This is a genomic window from Campylobacter concisus (assembly GCF_902460595.1).
GTDB classification, from domain to species: Bacteria; Campylobacterota; Campylobacteria; order Campylobacterales; family Campylobacteraceae; genus Campylobacter_A; species Campylobacter_A concisus_BL.
Map to the genome: position 1 here is coordinate 63,620 of NZ_CABPVA010000004.1, position 15,096 is coordinate 78,715.

Sequence of the window (15,096 nt, forward strand, 5' to 3'; positions counted from 1 at the left end):
TGTCTTAGGGTCTCGTGGGCTCGGCGATAGATAGCTTTAAAGGTTGCTCAAGTACTCAGTGGCAAGACATTAGTAGCGATGGAAAGAAAGTGGTTAAAGTAAGCTGCGTAGTGGGGAAAAATGTACTTGAAGATGAGTTTAAAAGAAAAAATAACGGCTACATAAAAGCTCTAAATAATGCCAAGGCTGCTCAGCAAAAAAAAGTTGATAACAGCCTGGAGCTAGCACTTGATAGCGCAAATAGCATATTAAAGAACGGCAAAAACATAGACAAAGAGACTATTTTATCTATCGCGAACAAGCACTGTAAATTTGATCCAACGAAAGAAAGCGCTAGCTATATAGCCTCTATTAGCTGTGATCTTGAGTTTAAAAATGAGCTTGCTCAAATTTTAGATATCAAGCAAAAATGGGTCTTTGACAACGTTGTAGCCCAAAGCAAATATGCCGCCTACTACTCGCAAAAAGAGCCAGAAGTGATCTATTTTGGTGAAAATACTAAAAAGATAAATGAGAGAGTTATTGAACTTACTTTCACGATAAATAGCGATAAAAGTGTTAATATCTCAAAGGTTACAAAGATAGATGATGGCGATACGAAAGATATAAACCGCGGTTTGGTTGCGATGTTTTATGCAAGATAAATTTTGCTACTAAAATAAATATCTTTAAGTTTAAAAGTATTACATTTTAAAAGCATGCTCTAGTTCATTCAAATAAGAGCAAATTCGCTATTTTGAGAAGTTAAAATTATATTTTACTATCTACTAAAGCTCGTAACTCTTCTTTGATAGCTTCATAAGTAAAAATTTAATAAAATCCCAAAATATCAATAAAAAGAGTCTTTATGGATGAGTTTTTAAAACAGGCTTGGCGTGCAAATAAAATTTACACAAATGCTGCTGCTAGCGTGCCATTTTACCCAGATCTGCTAGCTCTTCTTCTAGTTTGCGACGAGAGAAATTTAGACCAGTTTATGGCGCTTGATGAGTTTAGAGCGGTGCTAAAAAGGCTTAAGGTTGAGCTAGATATATTTAGCATACAAAGTGCGCAGCTTGCGACTCTTAAAGCACTAAACGAGGCTAAAATTTCAAGTGATGAGATAGTAAAATACCTAAAAATATTGTGCGATGAAAAGATCATAGATGATGAGAAATTTACCTTTTTAGAAAAGATCATAAGCAAAAACAAAGGCGCTAATGAGGCTAAAATTTCTCATACCAAGCCAAAAGATCACTTCCATAAAAACCTAGACTTTTTAAATGAGATAAACGAAAAAGCAAGCTTGCTTGATAGCGATAAAACATTTTTAGAAGCGCTTGCAGCGGCCAAAAAAAGATCAAACGAAACGCTTTTTAACATAGCTGCAAGTGGCGTCATAAATTCTGGCAAATCAACCCTTTTAAACGCCCTTTTAAACAAATCTGTCCTTGGCGCTTCAAACGTGCCAGAAACGATAAATTTAACCATTTTAAAATACTCCAAAGATAGCTTTGCAAGGGTAAATTTTTACAGCATTGATGAGCTTTTAGCACTTGGCATATCAAGTGAAAATTTACCAAGCAAAAGCGTAGATATCGGCATAGATGAGATAAAAAACTACACATCATCAAGCTCAAAAACGGCAAATCTCGTAAAAAGCGTCGAGCTTTATGACGACTTAGAGCTTTTAAAGGACAACGTCTGTATCATAGACACGCCAGGCATCGATGATGCAGTGGTTTTAAGGGAGCAGATCACTACAAATTTTATGAGGGAGTGCGACCTTTTAGCCCACCTAATGAACGCCTCACAAAGTGCCACGCAAAAGGACGCTCTATTTTTAAAAAAATGCCTTGAAAACTCGCATATCGTAAGGCTTGCTGTGGTGCTAACTCACGCTGATGAGCTAAGTGCCAAAGAGCTAAACGAGACGCTAAACTACACTAAAAAAGCGATCGGCGAGCAGATAAATGGCGTGGAGATTGATTATTTTGCGCTTAGTGCAAAAAGCTACTTAGAAGGCGCTGCAAATAGCGGCGTAGAGGAGTTTAAGGACTACCTTTACGAGGTGCTCTTTGGCAAAAACTCTAAAAAATCAGCCCTTATCTTAAGCTCGTATCAAAAGGAGCTAAAAAATATCCTAAATAGCAAGCTTGAAGCCACTAAGGCTGAAATTTTGTCGCTCAAAGCTTATGAAGTGGAGCTTAAAAAGCTTCAAAATGAGCAGGCAAACGTTAAAAACGCACTTAGTGAAAATTTCTCTAAACTTGAGAGCCTAACTCAAAATGAGCTTGCAAAGCTTGAAAGTAGCAACACCAAAAACATCTATAAAATGGGGCTTGAGACGCTTTTGCAAAATCTAAACGACAAGGTAAAAAGTGAGATAGCCTACTGCAAAAGTAAAAAGCAAAGCTTAAATTTAGAGCGACTAGAGCAAATAGCAAAAACGACGCTTCGTGACGGTGTGATGGCACTTATGAGAGAGGCTAGAAACGAAACTTTGGTGCAAACAAAGGTTTGCGAGCAAAACATCGCTTTAAATTTTGATGATTATGTGATAAGCAAAGACGAGGTTTTTAACATCAATGACTTTTTAGAGCAAATGGGCGTAAAGCTTGAATTTAAGGAGCTTTTAGCTGCATTTAGAGCTAAAATTTCAAATGATGCAAGTGAAGCACTTTTAGGCTTAAAAGAGGGCTTGCTAAAAGATAAAAATATCTCTCAATTTTGTGAAATTTTAACTGATCATGAAAAAAATCGCCTTTTAAATCTCATAAAAACCTATGAAACCGCTCAAAAAGCCACGCTTGATCAGAGGCTAAAAGAGCTAGATCATGAGCTAGAAAAGCTTAGCTCGCAAAATCAAAACTCACTTTTAAAACTAAAAGAGCAAAATGCCCTGCAAGATGAAATTTGCTCGCTTTTAGGGGAGCTAGAAAATGTTTAACGAGTTTATAAATGCCTATAAGGCGAGATATTTTAAGGTTTTTACAAGCGACTTTAAAGGCGAGCTAGCAAGGCTAGTAAATGAGCTAAATGACCCAAGTTTGCACGCAAGCGATGAGATAAAAGAGAGCCTAAATTTACTAATCGACACTCTAAATGAGCCGCCTCTCATCGCCGTCATCGGGCAGTTTTCAAGTGGCAAATCAACATTTTTAAACGCTTTGCTTGGACAAAACATCTTGCCATCAGGTCTAACGCCTGTCACGGCAAAGGCTGTACGGCTAAAATTTGCAAAGATGCCGCTTCTTAGCGTGAAATTTACAAATGGCAGCGAGAGCTTGCTAGCTAGCAGCGAGCTTACAGAGCTAAACGCCATGAGCGAGCAGATAAAAAGCATGACACTTTATGCGCCAAGTGAAATTTTAAAAGAGGTAAATTTCATCGACACGCCCGGGCTAAACTCGCTAAGAGATGCCGACACAAAAGAGACCAAAAATACGCTAAAAAAGGTCTGCGGCGCGATCTGGCTAAGCCTTGCAAATAACGCAGCAAAGGCTAGCGAGCTTGAAAGCGTAGAGGAAATTTTAAGGACAAACGATCTAAAGGCGCTTTGTTTCATCAACCAAAAGGACAAGCTAAGCAAGGACGAGCTTGAAAGTTTGCTAAAGCACGCTAGGCAAACTTATGGCGAGCTTTTTGAAGATATCATCGCCATTTCGTCAAAGCAGGCGCTCAATGGCATCACAAATGAAAACAAGAGCGAGCTAGAAAGCTCAAATTTTGCTAAAGCACTAAGCGCTGTAAAAGAGGCGTTTTTAAACGCGAACTTTAAAGAAAATTTCATAAAAGCAAGGGCGAAAAAGATAGTAAATTTTTTAATAGCTGAGCAAGAAAATCGCCTCAAAGTTTATAACGCAGCTGGTGAAATTTTAGATAAATTTAATGCCACACTTGAAGAAAAACTAGAAGCGATAAAAGAGGAGTTTAAGCCTAAAATCGCCCTGAGATATAGCGATATGAGCGAGGCTATAAAGCTTGCAAGCGATGAGGTTTTTAAGCTGCTTAAGCCATTTTCTAGGACAAAATTTAACCCATCAAAGACGCTTTTAAACAAAGAAATTTATAAGCGCGAAAATTTTGAGATGATAAGCCTTGACACGGACGAGGTCTTTTCAAAGCTCATCTACGAAGATATCGTCTTTTCTAAATTTTTTAAACGCTACAAAAGGGATCTAAAAGAGCTTGAAAATGAGATCATATCGGCTTTTGATGAGCTTTATAAAAGCTTAGAAGATGAGCTTTTTATTTACAAATCTCGCTACGAGAGCTTTAATCCATTTGATGAGTTTGCCTCAAACTACGAGACAAAATCGATAAATACCTACGCTGGTAGGACCTATGAGAACTTCTTAAGAGAGTATGAAAATGCCAAATTTAAGGCGACGCAAAAGATATCGCTCTTTTTTGAAAAGCTTGACGTAAAGGTCGCATCAAACTACGAAAATGCGCTTAAGCTTGCGGTTTATTTTCTAAAGCAAAAGATCGAAAACTCGCTAAATTCGCACCTGCAAATGGGCACGCCACTTTATATCCCAAGCGCAAAAGAGGTTTATGAGCGCATGTTAAATGCCTTTAGCTTGTATGAATTTGACGATCTTATGTGCTCAAATAACTCTTTTTTAAATAAAACTTTGCTTGACATAAAGACCGAATTTAATGAAATTTACGCCCAAAAAATAGCGATGCTTGAGCGCCTAAAAGCAAAACCAAAAGAGCAAATTTTAAAGCTAAAAAAGCTAAAAGAGAGTTCGGTGGTATTAAAGTGAAATTTGACTTTAAACTGCGTGTGCGAGCGTCTAGCAAATTTTAAATTCGCTAGCATTTTTAAAAATTATTTTCATCAAAAAAGTCGGTGTCGATCTTGCAAATTTCATATATCTGGCTTGTTTGAACGCCTACTTTATACTTTATCATTAGTTCAGCTAGTCTGTCGCCATCTATCAAGACTACGCTAAAGTTTTGACTATCTTTGGCAAACGTTTGGGCCTCTTTTGTAAATTTTGCTGTAGTGATAAAGACGTCTTTTTTGGTATTTTTGTTTGAGATAGCGCCGATGAACTGCTGGATCTCTTGCCTGCCTATGTTGCTACCATCTTTATATCTCTTTGCTTGGATGTAAATTTGAAAAAGTCCTAGCTCATCTTCGTCTATTATGCCATCTATCCCGCCATCTGGTCCTTTGTTTGTAAGGCTTCCAGTTCCATAGTCCATTTTTCTAAAATGCTAGATAAATTTTCATCAATTTTTGTAATCTAAAAGCTATAATCACCACATGAAATATGTAAGCCTAACAGAGTTTTTCTCTGATAATATCAATTTATTTATGAACGTGATCGCTTCATTGTTTGCGCTATTTTTTTGCTTTAGCACCGGATTTGATCTTTTATTTTTTATTACTTTGCCACTTGGCTATATAATGGGTATAGTCTTGTCGTTTCCGCTTTTAATATTTATCTTTTTCTTATTTGCAACGCTAGATATTTGTATCTGTATCTTGGTGTCTGTTTGTAGAGTTTTTAAATAAATTTGGGGCTTTTTACAGCCCCTTTGCTACTTTATAGCAGCCATTTTTCTACGCATATAAGCTATACGGCTTTGAAGTGGTAAGTGTTTTGGGCAGTTGTCTTCGCAACCAAGCAAAGTCATACAACCAAATACGCCATCATCATCGCCGATTAGCTCGTAAAAGTCCTCGTCAGTTCTCTTATCAAGCGCATCTATCTTAAATCTAGCAACCCTGTTTAGACCAACAGCGCCGATGAAATCAGGTCTCATGATAGCTGTTCCGCAAGATGCGACGCAAATTCCGCACTCTATACAGCGATCAAGCTCGAAAACTTCTTGAGCGACCTCTGGCTCAACTTTCTCTTCAAGCTTAGAGATATCAGTCTCATGATCTGTGTGTATCCAGCTCTCGACACGCTTACTCATAGCGTTCATCCAGTTGCCAGTATCTACGCTTAGATCTTTTAGTAGTTTAAAGACTGGCAAAGGCATAAGCTCGATGACACCGCTTTCAAAGTCTTTTGTTAGAGTTCTGCAAGCTAGACTTGGTTTGCCATTTACTAGCATGCCACAACTACCACAAATTCCCGCACGACAAACGAAGTCAAAGCTAAGATCTGGATCAAATTTCTCACGAATTTGATTTAACGCGATAAATAGCGTCATACCATCAGTCTCTTCAAGCTCATAAGTCGCAAAATGAGGCTTTGAAACTTTGCTTAAAGGATTGTATTTAAAAGCTTTTATGGTTATTTTTCTACTCATTTCCTATACCTGCTCTTTCATTTGGTGCTTTATATTTTGGTTGAAGGTCATAGTGCATCAAAGCCTCTTGAATTTCTTGTCTGCTCTTGCCTTCTGCTTGCATTTTTTCGCGAATTTCATCGACCTCTTTTTGACGGATAGCACTGTTTGGATGCTCGATGATATTTCCTTTTGCACCATAACCTCTAAATGCTGGCGGCATCTCCATCTTCATGATATCAAGTGGCTCATAAGTGATAGTTGGCATAGTGTCGCCTTCTTTCCAGCTTGTAAGCGTTCTGTTTAACCAGTTAAGGTCATCTCTCTTTGGATAGTCTTCACGGCAGTGAGCACCACGGCTCTCTGTTCTATCAAGCGCACCTTTTGCGATACAAAGCGCTAGTTTTAGCATCTTTGGCACGCGGTAAGCCTCTTCAAGCTCTGGGTTGCCAAATAGTGCTTTGTTGCTTACTTTTACATCAAGTGACTCTTTATAAAGTGCTTCAAGCTCTTTAACAGCAAGCTCTAGACCTTTGCCTGTTCTAAATATCGCAACGTGCTCCCACATTACCTCTTTCATCTTGTTTTTGATATCAAAGACGTTAAATTTACCCTCTTTATTGACAAGACTTAGTAGATAATCTTCTTGTTTTTCAACAAATTTCTCGATATCAGCTGTGTTTATCTCGATCTCGTGGCTAGCGCAGTAATCTGCAAAATAATCACCAACGATCATACCAGCGACGACTGTCTCAGAAACTGAGTTACCACCAAGGCGGTTAAAGCCGTGCATATCCCAGCAAGCAGCCTCGCCAGCGCTAAATAGACCAGCTAGTGTTGGGCTCTCGCCAGTTGGTTTTGTCTTGATGCCGCCCATTGAGTAGTGCTGCATAGGCAGGATCGGTGCCCAGCCTTTGCCACGCTGATGTCCTGTCTCGTCGGTATATACTTCAGTGTCAGCAGGATCGATGCCGTTAAAAATTTCGCAAATTTCTTGAACGTCACGTAAATTTTTCTCAATGTGCTCGCGTCCAAGGATAGAGATATCAAGCCAAACGTGATATCCGTATGGGCTAGGTACGCCTTTGCCTGCGCGGATGTGCTCCATGATACGGCGACTAACGACGTCGCGGCTAGCTAGCTCTTTTTTTTCTGGTTCATAATCAGGCATAAAGCGGTATCCATCAACGTCACGTAAAATTCCACCATCACCGCGGCAACCTTCTGTTAGAAGAATGCCAGATGGGACGATCGGAGTTGGGTGAAACTGAACAGCTTCCATGTTGCCAAGCTGAGCTACGCCAGTCTCAAGTGCGATCGCAGCGCCGATACCTTCGCAAACAACAGCGTTTGTAGTGTGTTTATAAACTCTACCATAACCGCCAGTTGCTATAAGTGTGCCTTTTGAAACATAAGCTGTGATCTCGCCATTTACTAGGTCACGAACGATTGCACCGTAACAGCGATTATTTTGGTGTATCAAAGCGATCGCCTCTTTGCGGTCGTGAATTTCTACATTGTGTTTAAGCGCTTCGTTTGCAACAGCAAAAAGCATGGTGTGACCAGTTGCGTCAGCTGTGTAGCAAGTTCTCCACTTTTTTGTACCACCAAAGTCACGTGAGTGGATAAGGCCATGAACCTCTTCTTTTTCAACGATAGTTGTCTTTTGAGCGTTAATGATAGCGCTTCTTTCGCCTTTTGTGATCCTAGTCCAAGGCACGCCCCAAGCTGCAAGCTCACGAATCGCTTTTGGTGCAGTTTGACAAAACATACGTGCAACTTGTTGGTCACAACCCCAGTCGCTACCTTTTACTGTGTCAGCAAAGTGCACATCTTCGTTATCGCCTTCACTCATTTTAGAGTTGCCAAGGCTTGCTTGCATGCCACCTTGTGCAGCAGCAGAGTGAGAGCGTTTTACAGGGATTAAGCTCAAAACTACGGTGCTTAAGCCCTTTTCTCCAGCAGCCACAGCAGCTCTAAGACCAGCTAGACCACCACCAATTACTAATGCGTCATAATATTTTACATTCATCTTCTAGCTCCTTTTTAATGGCTGATCCACACGAAATCGGCGATTAGCGCAATCACAGCAAGTATGCCATAAATGACAAATACAACTGTCTTTGCCTTATTTCTTTTAGCAAGCATTTCGTGTTTGTTTGCGCCATCAATGCTTACCCACTTGACATATAAGCGGTACATGCCAACGCCAGCGTGAACGACCATGAAAACAAGTAGTGCGAAGTAGAAAATTTCTAGTTTGTGAAACGCAGCAGCTGATTTGTCAGCTGTGATGTGACCACCAAAGATGATGTCGATTATGTGGGCGCTTGCTGCAAAAAATAGAGCAAAGCCTGTTAAAAACTGAAACCACCAAAGTGTGGTATCAAGGTGCTTCATGCGGTCTTTATGGCCTCTAAACATTAAGTATTGTCTGTAATTTGCAGGAAATTTTCTCATTGCCAAGAAGGCATGAGTTACAAAAACTACAAAGATAACAGCAGCTATAACATTTGTGATCCACCAAGTAGCCTCACCAAATAAAAATTTAGCCTCTGCAAATCCTACGACAGCGTTAAATGCGTCTTTGCCAAGTAGTATAGTAGAAGTAAAAACCATATGGCACAATATGAAACAGGCTAGAATAAATCCTGTAATACTTTGCCATCTATCCCAAGCGGCTGGAGTGCGGCTTTTTTTGCCGTCCGACCGTTTCCCCAAAAAACCTTCTATAAGCCCGGTCATGAGCCCTCCTAAGAAATTTGAAATAAGTTATCATTTCTTAATACTAATTTAAACATTAGCATTAATTGATAAAGCTAATGCTATCAGAACTTTACTTTAATAAATTTTAAATATTGACATTAAATTTTCGTAAAACTCTTATAAAGTTTAATATAGACAAAAATTCCGAGCCCACACATAATAAGTGATAAAATTTGCCCCATCGATAGACCAAAAATAATAAATCCAAGTCCAGAATCAGGCTCTCTGTAAAATTCGCAAATAAATCTTGCAAATGTGTATAAAATGGCGTAAAGTGCAATCAGTTCGCCATTAAATTTCTTATATTTTCTATATAAAAATAAAATGACAAAAATAACTAAACCTTCTAAGAATGCCTCGTAAAGCTGGCTTGGATGTCTTGGCTGACCAAAGACATTTATCGCCCAAGGCACATCTGTGACGCGTCCAAAAAGCTCTTGATTTAAGAAATTTCCTATCCTGCCAAAGGTGTAGCCAAAAGGTATGCAGATGGCGCAAAGATCAAGTAGCTGCCAAGCGTTTTGCTTATATTTTTTGCAAAATAAAATTGTCGCTAGCAAAAAGCCAACCACGGCGCCATGATAGCTCATGCCACGAATTCCTATAAACTCGCCGTTGTGGATCGGATTAAAAATTTGCCAAGGCTGCGTTAGATAGTAGCTTGCTTCACCTGAATATACTAAAACCCAGCCAAGTCTAGCGCCTAAAATAACGCCTATTTCTACCCAAAAAAAGTAGTTGTCCAAAAGCTGATTTGATATAGGGATATCATCTTTTTTAACGAGATACTTTGCCATGGCAAGTGCTAAAACAAGGGCTAAAATATACATGAGCCCGTACCAATGCACGCTAAAGCCAAAGATGCTAAAGGCGACTGGGTTAAAGTGGTTATAAATGTCGTTCCAAATTTCCATTTTTTACTTTCTTTTTAAATTTATGCGATTTTACAATTAATAAATAAACAGCGCTTTGCTGCCAAGTGGCAAGGCTAGAAATTTAAACTCGCTTGCTTCAAATTCTTTGCAAAATTTAAATAGCTCAGCAAACTCGGCTTCGTTTAAATTTACGCTCCAGATCGCTCCAGAGTCATTAAAATCTCTTTCAAACTCGCTTAAATTTTTAGTGGCGAAGTAGTGCTCAAAGCGGCTCATCAGCGAAAATGGGGTAAAAAATTTAACCTCATCTTTTATCTCAAATTTGATCACGCTATCACTTCTTACAGCCTCGTTTATCACCTCATTCACAGCCCCTGAATAGGCTCTGACTAACCCTCCAGTGCCAAGCTTTATCCCACCAAAGTAGCGAACTATCAAGACCCCAACATTTATTAGCTCAGCGCCTCGCAGGGCATTTAGGCTTGGCTGGCCGCTAGTACCCTTTGGCTCGCCGTCATCGCTTTGATTTTCAACTATTTGTCCGTATTTGTTTAACTCTCTTGTCGCCCAAACTACGTGAACAGCCTTAAAATGCTCCTCTTTTAGGCTCTCATGCAAGCTTTTAAACGAGCTTATGGGGCATAAAAATGCTAAGAAATTTGACTTTTTTATATCAAGCTGGGCTTTAAAAATCCTATCAATCGTCTGCAAATTTTGCTCTTTTTTTAAAATTTTAAAAATCTTATCAATTTGCTAATTAAAGCCTTGTAAATTCAAACAAATTTATATTATTAAGGAAAAGATAGTAGAATTTTGCAATTTTTCACGAAGGACTAAAATGATACAAACTTGCCTATTTCCAGCGGCTGGATATGGAACGAGATTTTTACCAGCTACAAAATCGCTCCCAAAAGAGATGTTGCCGATCCTTACAAAACCGCTCATTCACTACGGCGTTGATGAGGCGCTTGAGGCTGGCATGGATAATATGGCCTTTGTCACAGGACGCGGAAAAAGGGCGCTTGAGGACTATTTTGACATCAGCTACGAGCTAGAAAAAGAGATCGCAGGCAGCCAAAAAGAGTCACTGCTTAGTGAAGTTAGAAATTTAATGAACTCATGCACATTTTCATTTACTAGACAAAATGCTATGAAAGGGCTTGGACACGCCATTCATACGGGTAAAACGCTAGTTCGTGACGAGGCATTTGGGGTCATTTTGGCAGATGATCTATGCATAAATGAAAACGGCGAGGGCGTGCTTTCACAGATGGTTAAAATTTATGAAAAGTACCGCTGCAGCGTCGTTGCTGTGATGGAAGTGCCAAAAGAGCAGACCAAGTCTTACGGCGTCGTAAGCGGTAGGTTTATAGAAGATGATCTCATAATGGTCGATGATATGGTTGAAAAGCCTGATCCTGCCGAAGCTCCGACAAATTTAGCGATAATTGGCCGCTACATCCTAACGCCAGATATTTTTAACATCTTAGAGCGAACAAAACCAGGCAAAAACGGCGAAATCCAGATCACAGACGCGCTAAAAACACAGGCAAAAGATGGTATGGTGCTAGCTTATAAATTTAAGGGCAAGAGATTTGACTGCGGCAGTATCGACGGCTTTGTCGAGGCTACAAATTTCTTTTACGAGCGCAGTAAATGATAGAAACTTCATTTAAATTTAACTTTGCAAGCAGCGAGGTTATTGGCTCTTATGCCAAACGCATAAACGACGAGTACGAAAGTGGCGAGATAGGCTACTACCACCTGCCAGTGCTTGGGCAAAATTTACTTGGCGAGATCGAAGAGTATGAAAAAGGGCTAGCTCATATCAAAAATGTAGTACTTGTTGGCATTGGTGGCAGCAGTCTTGGCGTAAAGGCGCTAAAATCGATGCTTGAAGGCACAAAAGGGATAAAAAGAGAGCTTTTGTTTTTAGATAACGTCGATCCTTGCAGCTACAAAAGCACGCTTAGTGGGCTAAAATTTGATGAGACACTTTTTATAATAAGCTCAAAATCAGGCAACACGATCGAGACGATCACTATTTTTAAGTGCTTGCTTGATGACTTTAAGCCTCAAAATTTAGGTAAAAATTTCCTCATCATAACTGATCCAGGCACAAATTTAGAAAATTTCGCCAAAGAAAATGGCATCAAATTTTTTAACATTCCAAAAAATGTTGGCGGGAGATTTAGCGTGCTAAGTGCGATCGGCCTTGTGCCTCTTGGTATCTGTGGCTACGATATAAAGGCACTTTTGGAGGGCGCGCTTGCTTGCAAAAAGCAATACATCGAGCAAAAAGATAGCTCCATAGTCGCTAAAGCCTACCACTACGCCACTAGCAGAAATGCCAGCATAAATGTCATTTTTAGCTATTGCGATAGATTTTTTGAATTTAACGACTGGTACGTGCAGCTTTGGGCGGAGAGCCTTGGTAAAAAAAGAGGCTATAAAAGGGTCGGCCTTACGCCAGTTGGACTTGTTGGCAGCCGCGATCAGCACAGCTTTTTGCAGCTTATCATGGACGGCGTAAAAGATAAGAGCGTGACATTTATAAAGATAAAAGATCACGCAAGCGACAAGACTATCCCGAGCTTTGGCCTAAAAGGGCTTGAAGAGTGCGATTTTGTGGCGGGTCTAAGCCTAAATGAGCTTATAAATTTGCAGTGCGACGCGACGGCAATGGCGCTGGTGCAAGAGGGCATAAGTGTCGATACGATCACGCTTGAGAGACTTGATGAGTTTCACGCTGGCTGGCTCATTTTTTACTATGAGCTACTAACCTCGGCCACTGGTATCATGCTAGGCATTAACACCTACGATCAGCCAGGTGTTGAGATAGGAAAACGCATCTTAAAAACTATGCTTTTAAAGTAGAAAATGAAGAAATTTCTACTTTTGGCTCTTTTTGCTACGCAAATTTTTGCCTTTTCGGCGAGTAAATTTGTAAATGACGCTAGGTCGCAGATCGGCGTGACGATAAGTTACGATCCAAGCTACGAGCGGCTCGCTTACCCAATGGGCGACGTGGATATCAAAAAGGGCGTTTGCACGGACGTTGTAGTAAGGGCTTTGCGGCATCAGAATATTGATCTGCAAAGGCTCATTTTTGAAGATATGAGTAGAAATTTCGCAAGCTATCCTAAAAAATGGGGACTTAAAAAGGCTGATAAAAACATCGATCACAGGCGTGTTTTAAACATCGCTACCTATCTAAAAAGAAAAGATTTTGAGGTGGGTGATGATAAATTTTTACCAGGCGATATCGTCACTTGGACGCTACCAGGAAATTTGCCTCACATCGGCGTGATCTCAGATAAATTTAAAGGCCAAACACCGCTTGTCATTCACAATATCGGCTCTGGCGTGCAAGAAGAAAACATACTTTATAGCTATAAGATCACGGGGCATTTTAGGCTAAAGTAGCAAATGGCTTTTTAATCAAATTTTAGGCAAAATCGCAAAAAAATAAATTCAAGGAAAAATAATGTTAGAAGTTAGGGGACTTACTCAAAGATTTGCAAGCAGTTTGCTATTTGAGGATGTAAATTTAAAGCTAAATCGCCACAACAGATACGGGCTCATCGGTGCAAATGGCGCTGGTAAATCGACATTTTTAAAAATTTTAAGCGGAGCTATCGAGCCAACTAGCGGTGAGATCATCATAGAAAATGGACTAAAGGTTGGCGTGCTCGGGCAAGATCAGTTTGCGTTTGAAAATTTCACTCTAAAAGATGCGGTGCTTTATGGCAACAAACGCCTATATGACGCTGTAAAAGAGAAAGAAAAGCTCTATATGAGCGAGGAATTTACAGATGAGATAAATGAGCGCTTAAGCGAGCTTGAGATGATAAGCGCTGAAGAGGATCCAAGCTACGAGTACGAGACTAGGATAGAAAAAATCCTAAGCTCGCTTGGGCTAAATGAATTTGATAAGCTGATGAGCGAGGTTGAAAACTCAGATAAAGTTAAAGTTTTGCTGGCTCAAGTGCTCTTTCCAAAGCCAGACATCTTGTTTTTAGACGAGCCAACAAACAACCTTGATATAGATGCGATCGCATGGCTAGAAAATGAGCTAAACCGCCACGAGGGCACACTTGTGGTTATCAGTCACGACAGACACTTTTTAAATAGAGTTTGCACAAACATTTTGGATGTGGATTTTAAGAAAATTCGCGAGTTTTCAGGCAACTACGACGACTGGTATATGGCTGCAAATTTGATCGCAAAGCAGCATGAGATGGAGCGTGACAAGAAGCTAAAAGAGAAAGAGGAGCTGGAGAAATTTATCGCGAGATTTTCAGCAAATGCGAGCAAGGCAAAGCAGGCGACCTCACGTGCAAAACAGCTTGAAAAGCTAGACATCGCCGAGATCGCAGTCTCAAGCAGACGTGATCCAAGCATACTTTTTCGTGCAAACCGCGAGATAGGCAATGAGCTAATTGAACTAAAGAACATAAGTAAGAAATTTGATGATAAAGTGATATTTGAAAACTTTAACTTTAAGCTTGAAAAGGGCGATAAGCTAGCCATCATCGGTCATAACGGCGTTGGTAAAAGCACACTTTGCAAGATCATAATGGGCGAGATAAAGCCTGACGCGGGCGAAGTGCATATAGGTGCGACCATCGAGCTAGGATATTTTGCGCAAGATACGGTAAATAAGATAGATGGCGAGCTAAAGCTTTATGAATATTTACAAGATGCCAAAAATAAGGACATCGACGAGATCAGAAAGTGCCTTGGCAGGATGCTATTTAGTGGCGCTGAGCAAGAAAAGGCAGTAGGCGCACTAAGTGGTGGCGAAAAACACCGAGTAAGACTAGCTCAGCTCATGCTTCACAGACCAAATTTACTTGTCATGGATGAGCCAAACAACCACCTTGATCTTGAGGCTATCATCGCACTTGGCGAGGCGTTTTACAACTTTAATGGCTCAGTCATCTGCGTGAGCCACGACAGGGAGCTGATAGACGCCTTTGCAAATAGAATTTTACACCTAAAAGGCAATGGCGAGGTCGTTGACTTTAAAGGCACATATGAAGAATACAGAGCAAATTTAGGACTTGAAGCTTAAATGCTCACTTTGCCTCTAGTTTTTCTAGAGGCAGTTTAAATTTTTCCATTAAATTTACCATTCAAAGCGAGTTTGTAAATTTGTATAGAACTGCAAATTTTAAATTTTCATCATATAAATGTGTCACGAAGTAATATTATA

The 15,096-nt window shown here is 40.0% G+C and carries 13 protein-coding genes; 7 read left to right on the top strand and 6 right to left on the bottom strand.

Features of this window, described 5'->3' with window-relative positions; genetic code table 11:
- Positions 1–89 precede the first annotated feature (89 nt).
- From F3G86_RS07425 to F3G86_RS07435, 3 genes are all read left to right on the top strand, one after another.
- Complete coding sequence (locus F3G86_RS07425) at positions 90–644, top strand: hypothetical protein (protein ID WP_149723491.1); 555 nt, start codon at positions 90–92, stop codon at positions 642–644.
- A 203-nt stretch (positions 645–847) separates the two neighbouring features.
- Positions 848–2,929, top strand: coding sequence for a dynamin family protein (locus F3G86_RS07430; RefSeq protein WP_149723492.1), 2,082 nt, complete (start codon positions 848–850; stop codon positions 2,927–2,929).
- Complete coding sequence (locus F3G86_RS07435) at positions 2,922–4,754, top strand: dynamin family protein (protein ID WP_149723493.1); 1,833 nt, start codon at positions 2,922–2,924, stop codon at positions 4,752–4,754. Before F3G86_RS07430 ends, F3G86_RS07435 begins: the two co-directional genes overlap by 8 nt.
- A gap of 58 nt (positions 4,755–4,812) precedes the next feature.
- Here the strand turns inward: F3G86_RS07435 and F3G86_RS07440 are convergent, their stop codons facing one another.
- The 6 genes from F3G86_RS07440 to F3G86_RS07465 all read right to left on the bottom strand — a co-directional run bounded on the left by F3G86_RS07440 (position 4,813) and on the right by F3G86_RS07465 (position 10,589).
- The gene (locus tag F3G86_RS07440) at positions 4,813–5,199 is read right to left on the bottom strand and encodes a restriction endonuclease (RefSeq protein WP_149723494.1); all 387 of its coding nucleotides are present in this window, start codon (positions 5,197–5,199) and stop codon (positions 4,813–4,815) included.
- 339 nt (positions 5,200–5,538) lie between these two features.
- The gene (locus tag F3G86_RS07445) at positions 5,539–6,258 is read right to left on the bottom strand and encodes a fumarate reductase iron-sulfur subunit (protein WP_004317555.1); all 720 of its coding nucleotides are present in this window, start codon (positions 6,256–6,258) and stop codon (positions 5,539–5,541) included.
- Positions 6,251–8,269: a fumarate reductase flavoprotein subunit gene (locus F3G86_RS07450; RefSeq protein ID WP_149723495.1), complete on the bottom strand. Its 2,019-nt coding sequence runs from the start codon at positions 8,267–8,269 to the stop codon at positions 6,251–6,253. Before F3G86_RS07450 ends, F3G86_RS07445 begins: the two co-directional genes overlap by 8 nt.
- A gap of 14 nt (positions 8,270–8,283) precedes the next feature.
- Positions 8,284–8,982: a fumarate reductase cytochrome b subunit gene (locus F3G86_RS07455; RefSeq protein ID WP_035142502.1), complete on the bottom strand. Its 699-nt coding sequence runs from the start codon at positions 8,980–8,982 to the stop codon at positions 8,284–8,286.
- A gap of 119 nt (positions 8,983–9,101) precedes the next feature.
- Entirely contained in the window at positions 9,102–9,917 is an 816-nt protein-coding gene (lgt, locus tag F3G86_RS07460; RefSeq protein ID WP_149723496.1) for a prolipoprotein diacylglyceryl transferase, read from the bottom strand.
- A 36-nt stretch (positions 9,918–9,953) separates the two neighbouring features.
- Positions 9,954–10,589 carry an IMPACT family protein gene (locus tag F3G86_RS07465; protein WP_149723497.1) on the bottom strand — a complete coding sequence of 212 codons (636 nt, stop codon included), beginning with the start codon at positions 10,587–10,589 and terminating at the stop codon, positions 9,954–9,956.
- Between the two features lie 127 nt (positions 10,590–10,716).
- On the opposite strand from F3G86_RS07465, the gene galU reads away from it, so the two are divergent.
- From galU to abc-f, 4 genes are all read left to right on the top strand, one after another.
- Positions 10,717–11,538 carry a UTP--glucose-1-phosphate uridylyltransferase GalU gene (gene galU, locus F3G86_RS07470; RefSeq protein WP_149723498.1) on the top strand — a complete coding sequence of 274 codons (822 nt, stop codon included), beginning with the start codon at positions 10,717–10,719 and terminating at the stop codon, positions 11,536–11,538.
- Positions 11,535–12,755, top strand: coding sequence for a glucose-6-phosphate isomerase (locus tag F3G86_RS07475; protein ID WP_149723499.1), 1,221 nt, complete (start codon positions 11,535–11,537; stop codon positions 12,753–12,755). Before galU ends, F3G86_RS07475 begins: the two co-directional genes overlap by 4 nt.
- Positions 12,756–12,758: 3 nt before the next feature.
- Entirely contained in the window at positions 12,759–13,304 is a 546-nt protein-coding gene (locus tag F3G86_RS07480) for a DUF1287 domain-containing protein (RefSeq protein WP_149723500.1), read from the top strand.
- 61 nt (positions 13,305–13,365) lie between these two features.
- Positions 13,366–14,955, top strand: coding sequence for a ribosomal protection-like ABC-F family protein (gene abc-f, locus F3G86_RS07485; protein WP_149723501.1), 1,590 nt, complete (start codon positions 13,366–13,368; stop codon positions 14,953–14,955).
- The last annotated feature ends 141 nt before the right edge of the window (positions 14,956–15,096 follow it).